General features: G+C 51.3%; 15 protein-coding genes. All 15 read right to left on the reverse strand.

Annotation, left to right across the window (positions count from 1 at the left end; all coding sequences use genetic code 11):
* Positions 1–133 precede the first annotated feature (133 nt).
* Complete coding sequence (gene argH, locus AC0YN0_RS18335) at positions 134–1,549, reverse strand: argininosuccinate lyase (RefSeq protein WP_337104011.1); 1,416 nt, start codon at positions 1,547–1,549, stop codon at positions 134–136.
* Positions 1,550–1,674: 125 nt separating this feature from the next.
* Positions 1,675–2,904, reverse strand: a complete 1,230-nt coding sequence (locus tag AC0YN0_RS18340; protein WP_442052482.1) for an argininosuccinate synthase — start codon at positions 2,902–2,904, stop codon at positions 1,675–1,677.
* Positions 2,905–2,939: 35 nt separating this feature from the next.
* Complete coding sequence (argF, locus tag AC0YN0_RS18345; RefSeq protein WP_475822555.1) at positions 2,940–3,899, reverse strand: ornithine carbamoyltransferase; 960 nt, start codon at positions 3,897–3,899, stop codon at positions 2,940–2,942.
* Between the two features lie 69 nt (positions 3,900–3,968).
* Positions 3,969–5,168: an acetylornithine transaminase gene (locus tag AC0YN0_RS18350; RefSeq protein ID WP_475822556.1), complete on the reverse strand. Its 1,200-nt coding sequence runs from the start codon at positions 5,166–5,168 to the stop codon at positions 3,969–3,971.
* Positions 5,169–5,173: 5 nt separating this feature from the next.
* Positions 5,174–5,977, reverse strand: coding sequence for an acetylglutamate kinase (gene argB, locus AC0YN0_RS18355; protein WP_475823030.1), 804 nt, complete (start codon positions 5,975–5,977; stop codon positions 5,174–5,176).
* A 31-nt stretch (positions 5,978–6,008) separates the two neighbouring features.
* Positions 6,009–7,247: a bifunctional ornithine acetyltransferase/N-acetylglutamate synthase gene (gene argJ / locus AC0YN0_RS18360; protein ID WP_475822557.1), complete on the reverse strand. Its 1,239-nt coding sequence runs from the start codon at positions 7,245–7,247 to the stop codon at positions 6,009–6,011.
* Between the two features lie 97 nt (positions 7,248–7,344).
* On the reverse strand, positions 7,345–8,394 hold the full coding sequence (gene argC, locus AC0YN0_RS18365; RefSeq protein ID WP_475822558.1) for an N-acetyl-gamma-glutamyl-phosphate reductase: 1,050 nt from the start codon (positions 8,392–8,394) through the stop codon (positions 7,345–7,347).
* Between the two features lie 254 nt (positions 8,395–8,648).
* Complete coding sequence (locus AC0YN0_RS18370; protein WP_475822559.1) at positions 8,649–9,536, reverse strand: YitT family protein; 888 nt, start codon at positions 9,534–9,536, stop codon at positions 8,649–8,651.
* Positions 9,537–9,704: 168 nt separating this feature from the next.
* Positions 9,705–10,812, reverse strand: a protein-coding gene (gene prfB / locus AC0YN0_RS18375; protein ID WP_475822560.1) for a peptide chain release factor 2 whose coding sequence is annotated in 2 segments (ribosomal slippage) — positions 9,705–10,739 and positions 10,741–10,812 — 1,107 coding nt in all. Because the reading frame shifts where the segments join, the coding sequence is not laid out codon by codon here.
* A gap of 91 nt (positions 10,813–10,903) precedes the next feature.
* Positions 10,904–13,411, reverse strand: a complete 2,508-nt coding sequence (gene secA, locus AC0YN0_RS18380; RefSeq protein ID WP_475822561.1) for a preprotein translocase subunit SecA — start codon at positions 13,409–13,411, stop codon at positions 10,904–10,906.
* A 141-nt stretch (positions 13,412–13,552) separates the two neighbouring features.
* Positions 13,553–14,098: a ribosome hibernation-promoting factor, HPF/YfiA family gene (gene hpf, locus AC0YN0_RS18385; protein WP_475822562.1), complete on the reverse strand. Its 546-nt coding sequence runs from the start codon at positions 14,096–14,098 to the stop codon at positions 13,553–13,555.
* Between the two features lie 209 nt (positions 14,099–14,307).
* Positions 14,308–14,505 carry a cold-shock protein gene (locus tag AC0YN0_RS18390; protein ID WP_028599014.1) on the reverse strand — a complete coding sequence of 66 codons (198 nt, stop codon included), beginning with the start codon at positions 14,503–14,505 and terminating at the stop codon, positions 14,308–14,310.
* Positions 14,506–14,718: 213 nt separating this feature from the next.
* Positions 14,719–15,894 (reverse strand): UDP-4-amino-4,6-dideoxy-N-acetyl-beta-L-altrosamine transaminase, encoded by a 1,176-nt coding sequence (pseC, locus tag AC0YN0_RS18395; protein ID WP_475822563.1) that lies wholly within the window; start codon positions 15,892–15,894, stop codon positions 14,719–14,721.
* An 18-nt stretch (positions 15,895–15,912) separates the two neighbouring features.
* Entirely contained in the window at positions 15,913–16,860 is a 948-nt protein-coding gene (locus AC0YN0_RS18400; RefSeq protein ID WP_475822564.1) for a dTDP-glucose 4,6-dehydratase, read from the reverse strand.
* Between the two features lie 25 nt (positions 16,861–16,885).
* Positions 16,886–17,935 (reverse strand): pseudaminic acid synthase, encoded by a 1,050-nt coding sequence (gene pseI / locus AC0YN0_RS18405; RefSeq protein WP_475822565.1) that lies wholly within the window; start codon positions 17,933–17,935, stop codon positions 16,886–16,888.

The raw sequence follows: 17,935 nt of genomic DNA on the forward strand, positions 1-17,935 counted from the left end.
CGGATGATTTATATATAGAAATAAAAAAAATCTATATTATTTATCGGATAAATGAGTCGAGGTTTTTAGCAAAATAAGGATTGAAAACAAAAAAAGAAGAGGGAGCTCCCTCTTCTTCCTATAACGTCAGTGCTTAGCGGCTGCGCTCGACGTACTCCGTCACCCATGCAGCCGTCTCTGCAAGCGCGGCATCGGCGCGGCCGATTGCGTCTTGGACTTGCGTCTTCGCTGTGCCGCCGTATACATTGCGCGCATTGACGACTTGCTCCGGTTGAAGCACCGCGTAGATGCGGTCGTCGAACAATTGCGAGAACTGCTTGAATTCATCAAGCGTAAGGTCGAGCAAGTATTTGTTTTGCTCGATGCAATACAATACCGTCTTGCCGATGACCTCATGCGCTTGGCGGAATGGCAAGCCCTTGCCGACGAGGAAGTCGGCGATGTCGGTTGCGTTCGAGAAGTCTTGATTGACCGCTTGGCGCATCCGATCCTTGTTGACCTTCATCGTCGCGATCATAGGCGCGAACAATTGAAGCGCGCCTTGCAGCGTCTTCACGGTATCGAACATGCCTTCCTTGTCTTCCTGCATATCCTTGTTGTAAGCAAGCGGAAGCGACTTCAACACCGTCAGCAAGCCAACGAGATTGCCGTACACGCGCCCAGTTTTGCCGCGAACAAGCTCCGGCACGTCCGGATTTTTCTTCTGCGGCATAATGCTGCTGCCTGTGCAGAATGCGTCATCCAGTTCAACGAAATGGAACTCCGTGCTCGACCACAGGATCAACTCTTCGCTTAAGCGCGACAAATGCATCATGATGATCGAGGCGTCCGACAGAAACTCAAGAATGAAATCGCGGTCGCTTACCGCGTCCAGACTATTCTCGTACACACGATCGAACTTCAATTGACTCGCCACGAAATGGCGGTCGATCGGGAACGTCGTGCCTGCCAAAGCGCCCGCTCCAAGAGGAAGCACATTGATCCGTTTGTAGCTGTCTTGCAGGCGCTCGATGTCGCGTCCGAACATGGACACGTATGCCATCAGATGATGCGCGAACAAGATAGGCTGAGCCCGCTGCAAATGCGTGTAGCCCGGCACGATTGTATCGATATTCGCCTTCGCTTGCTCGATAAGCGCGGATTGCAGCTTATGCAGCATATCGACGAATTCAACTACGCGTTTGCGAAGCCACAAATGCATGTCCGTTGCAACTTGGTCGTTGCGGCTGCGTCCGGTATGCAGCTTGCCGCCTACCGTGCCAACATCGTCGATCAACGTTTTCTCGATATTCATATGAATGTCTTCATCGCCAATGGAGAATTCAATATCGTCGCGCTTAATGCGCTGAAGAACGCGGTGCAAGCCGTCCTTGATTTTCTCCACGTCATCGGCAGGCAAGATGCCTTGTTTGCCGAGCATCGTTACATGCGCCAAGCTGCCTTGAATGTCTTCTTCGGCAAGCTCCTTGTCGAACATAATCGATGCTGTATATTCCTCTACCAACTGGTCTGTCTTCTTCGTAAACCGACCGCCCCATAGTTTGCTCACTCGCTCATACACTCCCTGCCGGAGAAACGGACGAAAAGCATGACGCAGCACCCCTCAGCGCCGCTGCTGCTGTTACCGCTGCTGCGCCGAGTCCTCTGCCTCATGCTTCCGCCAAGCTTCCGGATTTATTTGTTGTTAACTGCCGAAGATACTTTCAGACGAAGCGCGTTCAAGCGGATGAAGCCTGTTGCATCGCCTTGGTCGTATGCTTGGGACGGGTCTGCTTCCATCGTCGCGATATCCGGGTTGTACAAGCTGACCGGGCTCTTCACGCCAGCGCCGATTACGTTGCCTTTGTACAGCTTCAGTCGAACAACACCGCTCACGTTCTTCTGCGATTCTTCGACTAGCGCTTGCAAGGCAAGACGCTCAGGCGCGAACCAGAAGCCGTTGTAGACGAGCTGGCTATATTTAGCGATAAGGGAGTCGCGAAGGTGCATAACTTCGCGGTCCATCGTAAGTGATTCCATTTTGCGATGAGCCGTAAACAGGATCGTGCCGCCCGGGGTTTCGTACACGCCGCGGCTCTTCATGCCGACGAAGCGGTTCTCCACCATATCGACACGGCCGATGCCGTGCTTGCCGCCAAGTTCGTTCAGCGTCTCCATCACTTCAAGCGGGCTAAGCTCTTGGCCGTTAATAGCCGTACAGTTGCCTTGCTCGAACGTAAGCTCAACGTATTCCGCTTTATCCGGCGCTCTCTCCGGGGATACGCTCAGCACGTACATGCTCTCGTTTTCCTCCGAGCTTGGGTCGAACCATGGATCTTCGAGCATGCCGCTCTCGAAGCTGATATGCAGCAGGTTGCGGTCTGTCGAGTAAGGCTTAGCAGCCGATGCCGTAACCGGAATGCCGTGTTTCTCGGCATAAGCGATCATCTCGGCGCGTCCAGGGAACTGCTCGCGGAACGCTTCCAGACGCCAAGGCGCGATTACGCCGATCTCAGGAGCAAGCGCTGCAGCCGTCAGCTCGAAGCGGACTTGGTCATTGCCTTTGCCCGTTGCGCCATGCGCAATCGCCGTAGCGCCTTCAGCGCGTGCGATGTCAACCATGCGCTTAGCGATAAGCGGACGTGCGATCGATGTGCCGAGCAGGTATTGGCCTTCGTACAGCGTTCCCGCTTGGAACATCGGGTAAATAAAGTCCTTCGCGAATTCATCGCGCAGGTCGTCGATGTATACTTTCGATGCGCCTGTAGCAAGAGCTTTCGCTTCAAGGCCGTCCAGCTCGTCCTTTTGGCCGATATCAGCCGTGAATGCGATAATTTCCGCGTCATACGTTTCTTTCAACCATTTTAGGATAACCGATGTGTCCAGGCCGCCGGAGTAGGCAAGCACGATTTTTTCTTTTGCCATAATGAATATTTACTCCCCTTCAAATGAAATTTCTATTAAGACATAATTGCTGCCATGATGGCTTTCTGAGCGTGCAGACGATTCTCTGCTTGGTCGAAAATAACCGAATTCGCGCCGTCAATAACGCCTTCGCTCACTTCTTCGCCGCGGTGCGCAGGCAAGCAATGCATGAACAGGTAATCTTTTTTCGCATATTTGGTCAATGCTTCATTGACTTGGAAAGCGGCAAAAGCAAGCTCGCGTTCCTTCTGCTCGGCTTCTTGCCCCATGCTCGCCCATACGTCCGTGTAGATAACATCGGCATCAGCAATCGCTTCCTTCGGATCACGGCCGATCTGGATGATCGAACCTGTCTCTGCAGCCGTGCTCATCGTTTGCTTGATGATGTCCGCATCCGGCTCATAGCCTTCAGGCGTAGCGACCGACATATTCATGCCGAGTTTGGCAGCGCCCATCAGCAGCGAATGAACCACATTGTTGCCGTCACCGACGTAAGCCACTTTCAGTCCCTCGAGGCGGCCCTTGTGCTCAAGCACCGTTTGATAATCAGCAAGCGCTTGGCATGGGTGCGACAAATCTGTCAGTCCGTTAATGACGGGTACCGTTGCTCCGCGAGCAAGCTCAACCACTTTACGATGCTCGAATGTGCGGATCATGATGCCGTCGAGGTAGCGGGACAGCACTTGCGCCGTATCCCAGATCGGCTCGCCGCGTCCGATTTGCAGGTCACTGCCGCTTAGGAACAGCCCTTGGCCGCCCAATTGGTAGATGCCTACTTCGAACGAAACGCGCGTACGCGTGGATGATTTCTCGAAAATCATACCGAGTGTTTTGTTTTTCAACAGTTGATGGGCTTCGCCCGCCTTCTGCTTCTTCTTCAAATCAATAGCGAGATCGATCAAGTACCGGATTTCCTCCGGCGTGTAGTCGACCAGCATAAGGAAGTCGCGCCCTTTCAGGCTTAACGCCAACTCCTCGTTAACCGTTCCTTGCATGCGTTTGCCCTCCTTCAAGCGAAACCTATCGTTTCGCTGCGTCGTTGTTACGGTTGCTTATATATCCAATTAGTTCGGACGTTTCGTCTCCAGCAGCTCTGTCAGAATAGCTACAGCGCTGTCGATCTCCTCCGTCGTTACGAGCAGATTCGGCAGCAAGCGGATGACATTCGGCCCTGCGGAGATGACGAGCAAGCCCTTCTGCTGCGCCTCCACCAGGATCGGTGCGATCGGCTCTGCGCATTCAATGCCGACGAGCAGACCGAGTCCGCGCACATCGCGTACAAATCCATTGCCTTGCAGCTTCTCGTGCAGCTGCGCCATTAGGTATTCGCCTTGCTCGGCAGCTCGTGCCGGCAGACCGTCACCAACAATTTCCTCCAGCGTCGCTTTCACGACAGCCGTCGCGATCGGCGTACCGCCGAACGTCGAGCCGTGGCTGCCCGCCGTGAACCCCTCGCGAAGCTTCTCCTTGGCGACCATGGCGCCGACCGGGAAGCCGCTTCCGAGACCTTTGGCCAATGTGAAAATATCCGGCTCAATGCCAAAATGCTCGTATGCGAACAACTTGCCCGTCCGTCCGATGCCCGTCTGAATCTCATCGACTATAAGCAGAATGCCATGTTTCTCGCATAACGCCTTAGCCGCTTTGATGTAATCCTTATCGACCGGATAAATGCCGCCTTCGGCCTGCACCATCTCCAGCATAATCGCTGCAGTCGTATCCGATATAGCCGCTTCTAGCGCCGCAAGATCATTAAATGGAATCGTCTTGAAGCCTTCGGGCAGCGGCGCAAAACCTTCTTTTACTTTCGCTTGGCCGGTAGCCGTCAACGTAGCGAGCGTCCGACCGTGGAACGACTGCTCGAACGTAATGATTTCATAACGTCCGTTCTTCTGTACGAGCTGCTGGTAACGACGCGCCAGCTTAATAGCCGCCTCGTTGGCCTCAGCACCCGAGTTGCCGAAAAATACAGCATCGCCGCTGCTATTGTCCGTAATGAGCTTCGCCGCTTCCTCCTGGTTCGGAATGCGGAACAGATTGGACACATGCCACAGCTCGTCGAGCTGCTTCACAAGCGCTTCCTTGACGCGCTTAGGCGCATGGCCCAGATTCGTAACCGCAATGCCGCTCATAAAATCGAGGTAGCGGTTGCCTTGATCGTCCCATAGCCAGCTTCCTTCGCCCTTCACCAGAGCCAGCGGATACCTTGCATATGTAGGCAATAGGGATTGACCGGCATCGACTGCCGTCTTTGTCTCGCTCATCGTCATTACACCCGCCCTTCGCTTGTTTGTACGATACGTGTGCCTACGCCGCCCTCGCGGACAGCTTTCGTCAAGACGCCCGGCTGCTCGCCGCTAACGATGACGACCTCGCGCACCCGTCCTTGTATGCACTGAATAGCTGCACGCACCTTTGGAATCATGCCGCCGTATATTTCTCCGCTTGCGATCATCGCTTCGATCTCTTCGACCGTCACTGTCGGCAATACCTGCTTCTCGCCGTCCACCGTCTTCAGTATGCCCGGCACGTCCGTTACGACGATCATCCGTTCAACCCCGAGATGGGAAGCAACCGCTCCTGCTGCCGTATCCGCATTGATGTTATAGCGTTGTCCAGCCTCATCGATGCCAACGGGAGCAATAACCGGAATGTACCCCATTCCCATTACGCCCTCAATGACAGTTGCATTCACGTCCGTCACGTCGCCCACGAAGCCGATCTCGCTTGCATTGGCAACAGGCTTTGCTTGAATCAGCTTGCCGTCTACGCCGGACAGACCAAGCGCTTGTGCGCCTCGCGTCTGAATCTTGCGGACGATCTCTTTATTAATGCGGCCTGCCAGCACCATCTCAACGACATCCAACACTTCGTCGCTCGTTTTGCGCAAGCCGTTCACGAATTCAGATTCAATGCCCAGCTTCGACAGCGTCTCGGATATAGCCGGTCCGCCGCCGTGCACGATAACCGGGCGTACGCCGGATTGCTGCAGCTCGCGCAGCTCGTCGAAGAAACCATCAGGAAGCGCCGCTAACGTGCTGCCTCCGCATTTCATAACAAACCGTTGCTCTATCAATGTATTATGCCCTCCAACGTTAGACTCTCTATGTCCGATATGCCGCGTTAATGCGGACATAATCATAGGTCAGATCGCAGCCCCAAGCCGTTGCTTGCCCATCCGCCATATGAAGATCGACGAGGATAACGACCGTGTCGCCCTTCAAATATTCCAAGGCAGCCGCTTCGTCGAACGCGACGGGACGGGACTGCTCCAGCGTAATAATGTCGCCTAGCCGGATGTCGACCGTCTCTGGATTAACCGGCTGACCCGCACGGCCCACAGCCGCTATAATACGGCCCCAGTTCGCGTCAGCCCCGAATACGGCAGACTTCACAAGCGACGAGCCGATGACCGTCTTCGCAATGGCTTGCGCCGCATCGTCGCTCACCGCGCCGCGCACTTGAACCTCAACGAGCTTCGTCGCGCCTTCACCATCGCGCGCGATCGCCTTAGCAAGCACTTCGCATACATAGCGAACAGCAGCAGCGTATGCTGCCCAGCTCTCATGCTGCGGTGTCAGCTCGTTGTTGCCGGCAAGCCCGCTTGCCATCGCCACGAGCATGTCATTCGTGCTTGTGTCTCCATCAACCGTAATCATATTGAACGTAAGGTCCGTTGCCTGACGCAGCAACTGCTGAAGCGCCTCGCTGCCGATTGCCGCATCCGTCGTAACGAAGCCCAGCATCGTCGCCATGTTCGGATGAATCATGCCAGATCCTTTCGCCGCTCCCGCAACGCTAACTCGCTTGCCGTCAATTTCGAGCTCTACGCACACCATCTTCTGCACAAGATCAGTCGTTAAGATCGCTTGGCAGAAGTCTTCCGCTCCTGTACGGTCTCCAGCAAGCTTGCCTGGCAGACCATCGATACCGGTTCTTACTTTGTCCATCTTGAGCAGCTCGCCGATAACGCCGGTTGAAGCTACGGCTACATGATCGGCCGACACGCCGATCGCCTCAGCAAAACGGGCGCGCATCTCATAAGCATCCGCTTCGCCTTGCTTGCCTGTGCACGCGTTCGCGTTGCCGCTGTTCACGAGCACCGCGCGGAGTGTGCCGCCAGAGCCTATGCTCTCGCGCGTCACTTGCAGCGGCGCTGCTTGGAATACATTCGTTGTATATACGCCAGCTGCCGCTGCGGGCACCTCGCAGACGATCGCGCCTAGATCATGGCGCGTCGATTTTTTCAGTCCGCAATGCAATCCGCCTGCCGTGAAACCGATAGGCGTCGTTATCGAGCCGTCTTCGACGACCGAGAACAGTGAATGATTACCCTGTCCCATAATAAGATCGTTTCTCCTTCATCTGATCGAATATTATAAAGTAACAAGCGTATGAGTCCGTTGTCAGCTCTCTTATTATTGCATGCAAAAAATAACCTTACGGATATGCAGGAACGAATTGCAATCCTAGCGTCTCGTCCCAGCCCATCATCATATTCATATTTTGGATCGCTTGACCGGCAGCGCCCTTGACTAGGTTATCAATGACCGATACAATCGTAATCCGGCCCGTGCGCTTATCAACCGCGAAGCTAATATCGCAATAGTTGGAGCCCCATACTTCCTTCGTCGACGGCAGCTCGCCCTCTGGACGAATGCGCACGAAGCGGCGTCCTTCATAATAACGCTGGTACAGCTCGATAAAGTCGCTTGCGCTTCTCTCACCTTGTACCGTCGCATACATCGTGGACATAATGCCGCGAGTCATCGGAACTAGATGAGTAGAGAACGTCGTCACGACAGGTTTGCCCGCCGCATCCGAAAGCACCATCTCGATTTCCGGAATATGCTGATGCTTGTTCAGCTTGTAAGCTTTGAAGTTTTCATTAATTTCGGCATAATGATTGCCAAGCGATAGGCCGCGGCCCGCACCGGATACTCCGGACTTCGCATCGATAATAATGGTTGCCGGATCGATCCAGCCTTCTTTAACGGCAGGAACTAGCCCAAGCAGCGTCGCAGTCGGGTAACAGCCCGGATTAGATATGAACGCCGCATCGCGAACATTGTCGCCGTAGACTTCGGCAAGTCCGAATACGGCTTGCTCCAAGTAACGCGCGTCTGCCGCAGGCTTCTTGTACCACTCTTCATACAGCTCAGGCGATTTCAACCGATAGTCGCCAGATAGGTCGATAACTTTAAGTCCGACCTCCAGCAGCTGCGGAGCAAGCTTCGAAGCTACGCCTGCAGGCGTGGCCAAGAATACGACATCCGCTTTCGCTTTAATAGTCTCAGGCGTCACATCGTCGAGCAGTTCTTCATGAATGCCCGTCAGGTGCGGAAAACCTTGCGAGATAGGCGTTCCAGCGCTAGAGGACGAAGTGACCGATGTCACTTCCGCGCGCGGATGAGAGGCCAACAACCGAATCAATTCAACGCCGCCGTAGCCGGTTGAGCCTACAATTGCTACTTTCAACTTCGTTTCCATTATTTACATCTCCTCGTTACCGGCCGCTATCTCGTGACAACCTGTGCCAAAGCTTCGTACAGCCGCTCTATCTATTATTGAATCCCTATTCTTTCTTGTATTTATGAACGGAAGGTTGTCCTCTTCCACAACTTTTAATTGTACATCATTCCACAGTTGATGAAAATACATGCAGCGTTTCGTATTATTATACATTTTGATTAATAAAAATACAATGAACATTTGATGCCATCGAACTCACCTTTATCGCGCTGTTAGCCATCTAGCTTGAAGCCCTGGCCAAGCACCTCGGCCGTGTTGCTTATGATAACGAAAGCGTTCGGATCAATGGCCCGGACGAGCTGCTTCAGCTTCGGCACTTCATTCTGCGATACAACAACCATTAGCACCGTGCGACCGGCACCGGTATAACCGCCATGGCCGTCCAGACGCGTAAGTCCGCGGTCCAAATCATGCAAGATCGCGTCCGCGACTTGCTCCGACTGATCGCTAATCACGAAAGCTACCTTAGAGAGTTGGAGACCCGTCTGAACAAAATCGATCGTTTTGCTCGTGACAAACAAACCAATAAGCGCGTAGAGCGCTATCTCCGGCGAAATGATGAACCCCGCCGCCGCAATCACGCAGCCGTCGAAGCATACGACCGCAAGGCTCAGCGGAAGCCCCGTGTACTTATGTAAAATTTGAGCCGCCAAGTCGACGCCGCCTGTCGAACCGCCACCGCGAAACACGAGGCCGAGGCCTAATCCGACGCCGATGCCGCCGTAGATGGCCGCCAACAGCGGATTATGCGTAGGCGTATGTATGCCGTCCGTAAGCAGGACGAACAACGGAAGCAGCACCGAGCCGAGTGCTGTCTTCAAGGCGAATTTCCTGCCAAGCAACCATAACCCGGCAAAGAACAACGGAATATTAATCGCCCATTGCGTAATCGCCGGCGTAATATCAGCCAGCCTCTGCACTAAGATCGACAATCCTGAAACGCCTCCGGAAGCAATGCCGTTAGGCACCATGAACATATTGAAGCTTACGGCTACGATCGCCGAGCCGACTAGCAGTTGTGCGATCTGCCAGGCCAACATTGTCCTCGGACTAAGCTGCTCCCTGCTTTTTCTTCGTTTAACCCTACTTTCTTCCGCCATGATGTCATCTCCTTTATTCAGTAAACGGTGTGTAAGGTTCGTTTCGTGTTTTTTCTATGTAAGCGGCAAGCGGCAAAAAGAAGAGTTCCACACCTTATCAGTGTTGGAACTCTTCTCCTATCCTATGCAACTGAGCTCGCTTGCAGCTTCTGGCTCAAGAGCCATCCGCTATTCGTGTCGGATCTGATTGCGCAAGTATCCGTCGATAAAGGCATCCAGGTCGCCATCCATAACCGCTCCGACATTGCCTGTCTCGACACCTGTCCGATGGTCCTTGACCATACTGTACGGATGGAATACGTAAGAACGAATTTGGCTGCCCCATGCAATATCCGATTGCTCGCCGCGAATCTCGGCTAGATGCTTCATCTGCTCCTCGATCTTACGCTCGTAGAGCTTGGAACGAAGCATCTTCATCGCACGGTCACGGTTCGCGATCTGCGAACGTTCTTGCTGACAAGCTACGATGATTCCCGATGGAATATGCGTGATCCGAATCGCCGACTCCGTCTTGTTGACGTGCTGGCCGCCCGCGCCGCTGGCACGGTACGTGTCGACCTTCAAATCCTCAGAGCGAATCTCGATCTCGATATCGTCATCGATCTCCGGCATTACATCGCAGGATGCGAATGAGGTATGCCGTCTGCCAGCCGAATCGAAAGGCGATATACGTACGAGACGGTGGACACCCTTCTCCGCTTTCATATAGCCGTAAGCGTTATGGCCTTTGACAAGAATCGTTACACTTTTTATCCCGGCTTCATCACCTGGCAAATAATCAAGCAGCTCGACCTTGAAGCCCCGTTTCTCCGCCCATCGCGTATACATCCGGTACAGCATCATTCCCCAGTCCTGCGACTCGGTACCGCCAGCGCCCGGATGCAGCTCGACGATCGCATTTAAACGGTCATACGGCTGATTAAGCAGCAACTGCAGCTCGAAGTCGCTCAGCTTGCTATTCAGCGCCTTGACGCCGCTAACAAGATCGGCTTCCAGCGATTCATCGCTCTCTTCCTCTGCAAGCTCCAGCATCATCTGCAGATCTTCTTGATCGGCATTCATGCGGTCATATTCCTCGACTACCGACTTCACCGCGTTCAGTTCAGATATGATGCCTTGCGCTCGGTCATTGTCATCCCAAAAGTCCGGCGACGACATCTTCTCCTCGAAGTTCGCGATCATCTCTTGCTTAAGATCTAAGTCAAAGAGACCCCCTAAGTTCTTGGAGTCGTTTCGCCATTTCACGCAGATCTTGTTTCACCGTTATGTCTAACATAGCGTCTGCTTCACCTCATATTAATGGTTGTTGCCAATAGAACACGATATTCGCAGGACGCGAATATCGTGTGTTGGCGTGCTATCTTCTATTACTTCCCGTGGCACTGCTTATATTTCTTGCCGCTTCCGCATGGGCATGCATCGTTGCGTCCGACGCGCTCTTCACGCTTCGCAGGGCGTTTCTCGGCAGCCTCTCCGCCGCCGCTCGTGCTCGTCGTTTGTCCTTTCACAACCTCTTGACGCTCCAGGTTGCTCTCGACGCGAGCTTTCATAATATATTTCGAAACTTCCTCTTGAATGTTCTCGATCATTTCCTTGAACATCTCGAAGCCCTCGAATTGGTATTCGCGAAGCGGATCCGTACCGCCGTAAGCGCGGAGATGGATACCTTGGCGAAGCTGATCCATCGCGTCGATATGATCCATCCACTTGCTGTCTACTGCGCGCAGCACGACAACTTTCTCGAATTCACGCATCGTCTCTTTACCAAGCTCTTCCTCGCGTTGGTCGTAGTATGCAACAACTTTGCCGTAGATGAAGTCGACAATCTCTTCCTTCTCCTTGCCCCAGAGCTGGTCGCGAGTAATCGAGCCTTCCTCCAGGAACGTTGCTTGCACGTAATCCACGATTGCTTCCAAATCCCACTCTTCCGGGATATCCTCCGAGCAGTGCGCCTCAACGATCCGATCGATAACCGGCTTAATCATATCCATAACCTCTTGGCGGATGTCTTCCGAGCCAAGAATATCGCGACGCTGTTTATAGATGACTTCACGCTGCTGATTCATGACATCGTCATACTGCAAGACGACTTTCCGCGTATCGAAGTTATTGCCCTCTACACGCTTCTGAGCGGATTCAACCGCCTTCGTAATCATGCGGCTCTCGATCGGTTGATCCTCGTCCAGACCAAGACGATCCATCATGCCCATGATGTTCTCAGAACCGAAGCGGCGCATGAGCTCATCCTGCAGCGACAGGTAGAACTGCGACGAGCCAGGGTCGCCTTGACGTCCTGCGCGTCCGCGAAGCTGATTATCGATCCGGCGGCTCTCATGACGCTCCGTGCCGATGATGTGCAGACCGCCAAGCTCGCCAACCGTTTCGCCCAGCAAAATATCGGTACCGCGGCCGGCCATGTTCGTTGCGATCGTAACCGAACCTGCTTGACCAGCGCGGGAAATAATCTCTGCTTCCTCCGCATGGAACTTCGCGTTAAGCACTTTGTGCTGAACGCCTCTGCGCTTGAGCATCTCGGAGAGCTTCTCAGAGTTCTCGATCGAGATCGTACCTACGAGCACCGGCTGGTTCTTCGCATGCCGCTCTACAATCTGCTCGACAACGGCTTTGAACTTGCCGTTCTCGGTTTTGTAGACGACGTCCGGAAGGTCGTTCCTGACCATCGTACGGTTCGTCGGAATCTGAATAACATCCAGGCCGTAGATCCGCTTGAACTCTTCTTCCTCCGTCTTAGCCGTACCCGTCATGCCCGCCAGCTTGCGGTACATACGGAAGTAGTTCTGGAACGTAATCGTTGCCAGCGTCATACTCTCGTTCTGAACCTTCAGCTGCTCCTTCGCTTCAATCGCTTGGTGCAAACCATCGCTATAACGGCGTCCGGACATCAGACGACCTGTGAATTCGTCGACGATTACAACTTCGTCCTCTTGGACAACATAGTCAACGTCGCGTTTCATAATAAAGTTCGCTTTAAGACCTTGCTGAACGTGATGATTAATAAGAATGTTATCATGATCGAACAAGTTCTCAATGCTGAACGCACGCTCTGCCTTCTCTACGCCTGACTCCGTGAGGGTCACGTTGCGAAGCTTCACGTCGATCGTAAAGTCTTCCTCTGGCTTCAGACGGCTTACGAAGCGGTCAGCCGCGTAGTAGAGCTCAGTTGACTTAGCGGCTTGTCCGGAAATAATAAGCGGCGTACGCGCTTCGTCGACCAAGATGGAGTCCACTTCGTCAATGATCGCGAAGTAAAGCGGACGCTGAACCATTTGTTCTTTATATAGCACCATATTATCACGCAAATAATCGAAACCGAACTCGTTGTTCGTTCCGTACGTAATGTCGCAAGCATATGCTTCCTGCTTCTCGTCATGCGACAAGCCGTGTAGGTTACAGCCTACTGTCATGCCCAAGAAGTTGTACAGCTGACCCATCAGCTCGCTATCGCGTTGTGCCAAGTAGTTATTGACCGTAACGACATGAACGCCTCTGCCGAGCAGCGCATTCAAGTATACCGGAAGCGTACCGACGAGCGTCTTGCCTTCACCCGTCTTCATCTCCGAGATCTTGCCCTCGTGAAGCACCATGCCACCTAGCAACTGAACATCGAAATGACGCATGCCCAGCACACGCTTGGACGCTTCCCTTACTGTCGCGAATACTTCAGGCAGCAGCTCTTCAAGCTCCTCGCCTTTCGCGATACGCGCCTTGAATTCATCCGTTTTTCCGCGTAGCTGATCATCGCTCAGTGCAGTAAATTTGGATTCCATTGCATTTATTTCATCTACCGTGCGCATGAGCCGTTTCACTTCTCGCTCATTGGCATCGCCGAATATCTTTTTCACTAATCCGAGCATATTGTTCCCCTTTCGAATTACGACTCTTTGCCTTAAATTGTAACAGTTTGTAGACACCTCCGCAACGGATGCCCTTGAAACGAAAAACACCCCTTTCCCACTAGGGAAAAGAGGTGCTTTCCGCTTCCGTATATGGTTACATTATCCTTGTTCAATTAATCCATATTTGCCGTCGCTGCGTTTATACACGACGTTAACTTCCTTATTGTCCACATTAGCGAAAACGAAGAAATTATGGCCCACCATATTCATTTGTAAAATGGCTTCTTCCACGTCCATAGGCTTTAGAGTAAAGCGCTTCGTGCGCACGAGCTCCAGTTCATCTTCCTCATCCAATACGGATACGGCCGAACCTTCCTCTCGGAACAATGCACGTACACCGCTGCCTTGCCTGAATTTACGATTCACCTTTGTTTTATGTTTTCGTATTTGACGTTCCAGCTTATCCACTACAACGTCTATGGATGCATACATATCCTCGCTCTTCTCTTCGGCTCTAAGCATAACGCCGACGAGCGGGATTGTCACCTCTACCGTGTGCTGACCTTTGGTCACCGATAAGGTAACGTTGATTTCGGAGGCGACTGGCGTTTCGAAATATCTTTCCAATCGGCTGAGTTTCTTCTCGACGTAGTCTCTCAAAGCATCTGTAACTTGAAAGCGTTGACCTCGAATGTTGTACATCATGGGGAACTCCTCCTTTACATGCTCTTATTATATCATATGCGGGAAGCGAATACAAAATTGTTTTTAGTTTATTTAGAATTTTCAGATAAAATGTGTCGAAATTAATAGAGCCTGGCCAGCAACAAAAAAAAGAGCCCCGGTTACCCGGAGCTCGTGTTAGGCACTTGTCAATCGAACCATCTATAAGGTGGCCAATGATAGCCGGATGATTACAGTTTGACTACGTTTGCAGCTTGTGGACCGCGTGCGCCTTCTACAATGTCGAATTCAACCGATTGGCCTTCTTCGAGTGTTTTGAAGCCTTCGGATTGGATTGCGGAGAAATGAACAAATACGTCGCCGCCTTGCTCCGTTTCGATGAATCCGTAACCCTTCTCAGCATTAAACCATTTAACTTTACCTTGCATCGCAAACATTCCCTTCATCTTCAAAATACTGTGAGACGTCTTAAGGTCTGGCCCACAATTTGACTATAACACCACGTTAATGGAATTGTCAAACAATTTGTTGTAAGCGGATACAATTCAATGAAATAGAGTACTTCCCAATAATTAAAATGAGGGCAACGCTTCATTCGCCAAACAAAGCGCCACCCAAACTTTTACAGTATAATTACTAACTCACTTGTGGAAACGATTGTACACTCTAATAACTGCATCGATAACATCGTTAACATCTTGTGCGCTCATTCCTGGAAATATTGGTAGCGAAAGAGACTCAGCGTAATAGGTCTCTGCATTCGGGCAACTTATTTCACTATATCCGTTTTGTCTGTAATAAGGTTGACTATAGACAGGAACATAATGTACATGTACCCCAATGTTCTCATTACGCAACAACTCAAAAATCGTCTTCCGGTCTGCATGGAAATATGCAGGCAACCAGCCTAGCACATATAAATGCCAACTCGACGAGGCTTTCGGATGCTGAAAGGGGATTTTCAGCCCCTTCATTCGGCCAAATGCTTCATTATAAGTAGCAGCTATATCCCGCCGCCGTTCGACAAATACATCCAGTTTATTCATCTGTGAGTCACCAAGCGCCGCTTGAATATCAGTCATACGGTAATTGTAGCCAAGTTCAATCATTTCGTAATACCAGGGGCCATCATTACGACTCATCACGGCTGAATCTTTTGTCATACCGTGACTGCGGAATAAATGCAATTTTTGGTACAGTTCATCGTTATCTGTAACGATGACTCCGCCTTCACCGGTAGTTACGTGCTTGACAGGATGAAAACTAAACATCGTCATATCCCCGAACGTACCCACTTTTTGCCCGCCAAACGATGCACCTAACGAATGAGCGGCATCATGAATAACGTACAAGTTATTCTGCTGCGCCAGTTGCATGATTCGATCAATCTCGACAGGCTGGCCTGTGAAATCAACTGCGATTATCGCTTTTGTGCGTTCTGTCAGCTTTGCTTGAATTTGCTCTGGATCGATATTATAGGTGTCATGCTTTATATCTGCAAATATTGGCGTTCCACCTGTATACAATACGCAGTTGCTGCTTGCAAGAAAAGTGATCGGAGTTGTTATTACCTCGTCTCCGTTACGGATGCCCGCTGCGAAGCATGCACCGTGAAGTGCAGCCGTTCCGTTGCAAAACGCAACCGCATACTTGGCTCCGACATAGTCTGCTACCTTTCGTTCAAATTGCTCAATAGCCGGTCCTTGCGTAATAAAATCACTTCTCAGCACTTGAACGACAGCGTTAATGTCATCCTCATCGATCGATTGCTTGCCATAGGGAAGCATCGACTCACGAACTGGTTTCGCGATTACCATAGCATCCTCACCTTCCTTTTATATCAAGTCAGTGCCCGTAATCCATGCTTCCGTGAGTCTTATGCCTTCTTCTAGTGATACGGCAGGTGACCATTCTAACAAGCGACTTGCCTTGTCATAATTGCAGAGCAACTTTTGAATTTCGCTTTGCGGGTGGATGTGCTCCACATGTTTGATTCGACTTTCATCCCCGACTATTAACTTCGCCAAATCGTTCACGGAAATATCTCGGCCTAATCCGGCATTAACGATTTCCCCGTCTACTTTACTTGAATATCCCGCTTCCACGACAAATTTCGCGCAGTCCTCCACATATAGCAAATCCCTTGTTTGCGTTCCTTCGCCATAAATATTCAAATCTTTTCCGGCCAGCTTGTTTTTGATAAATATGGCGACAACCCCGCCTTCTCCCCCTGTCTTCTGATAAGGACCGTAAGTATTGAACGGACGAATAACGACCGTCGGCAATCCATAGGCATGGTAGTAGGAGAGGACCATGTTTTCAGCAGCAATCTTAGATCCCGCATATGGGGAGGCTGGTTTAATAGGATGCGCTTCCGTAATTCCCGCTTCATCCGTGCAACGATCGTATACCATGCATGTGCTCATAAAAACAACCTTCACATTGTACTTGCGACACTGCTCCATAATATAAAAAGTACCAACAGTATCATTATTAAACGTTGTCCGAGGATCATCGATCGAGTCCTGAACGTTAATTGAGGCACCTAAGTGATAACAAATGTCGAATTGGTTGCTCGAGAATAATTTCTCGAGTACTTCCTCTTCAAGGATAGAGGCTTGAATAAACGCTTTTAGCCCTGGATGCTCTCGGAATTCAGTTATATTCGCTTCACGTCCGTTAGATAGATCATCCAGTATCCAGACCGAATGACCGTCTTGCAGTAGCCGTTTGGCAACCCAGCGACCGATGAAACCCGCACCGCCTGTTAGTAGAATGTTCATGATTCAGCCCTCTTTCCGTTTATTGTTATAACAATTCCCATGTAACAGGCGTACCTTTTGTTATATCCTTCGTTGCCCTTTTCCCGATAATCTGATCCCAGTACTTCGTTGGTAAGCCGAACCCCGGACGAATAGCTTTAATATTATCTTTGCTAAACAGTTCCCCAGCACTGATGTTCTGAGATACGTAAAGCGATCGACGGAATTGCAACGACTTTTTCTCCTGCTCCGTGGCTCCGTATTTGATTTGACCAAGCGACTGCCACGCCCTCTCGGTTTCGACAACGAGCGATCGCAACTCTTCGGGCTCCAACGAAAAGGCCGAGTCTACTCCGCCATCTGCGCGCCTAAGAGTAAAATGCTTCTCGATAACTGTCGCTCCAAGCGCTACGCTTGCAACGGAAACGCCAACTCCCATCGTATGGTCGGATAAACCTGCCTGACATTGAAATAACTCCTTCAGGTGCGGTATGGTCATAATATTCGTATTGGATGGAGATGCTGGATAAGTGCTTGTACACTTAAGCAGCACAATGTCCTGGCATCCTGCCTCGCGTGCCGCTCGGACGGTGTCGTCAAGCTCAGCTACTGTAGCCATCCCGGTAGATATAATAATAGGTTTTCCAGTAGCCGCTACCCGGCGAACAAGCTTAATGTCCGTATTCTCGAAAGAGGCAATTTTATAGGCTGGTACATCCAATGATTCAAGGAAATCAACGGCAGTCTCGTCGAACGGTGTGCTGAACCCGATGATGCCCAATTCCTTGCAACGGTCGAAGATGGGCTTATGCCATTCCCAGGGAGTGTGCGCTTCTTGGTAAAGCTTATGTAAAGAAGCCCCTTTCCATAGGCTTCCAGGATCTTCTATATAGAAATCACCATCCGTAATATCCAGTGTCATTGTATCGGCCGTATAGGTTTGAATTTTCAAAGCATCAGCTCCAGCTTTGGCAGCCTCTTCGACGATATGCAAAGCACGTTCCAATGAATGATTATGGTTACCCGACATTTCTGCAATAATAAACGGCTTATGTCCAGCACCTATTTTCCTACCCTTGATTTCTATGAAACTCAC

The organism is Paenibacillus sp. J22P218 (genome assembly GCF_056269195.1).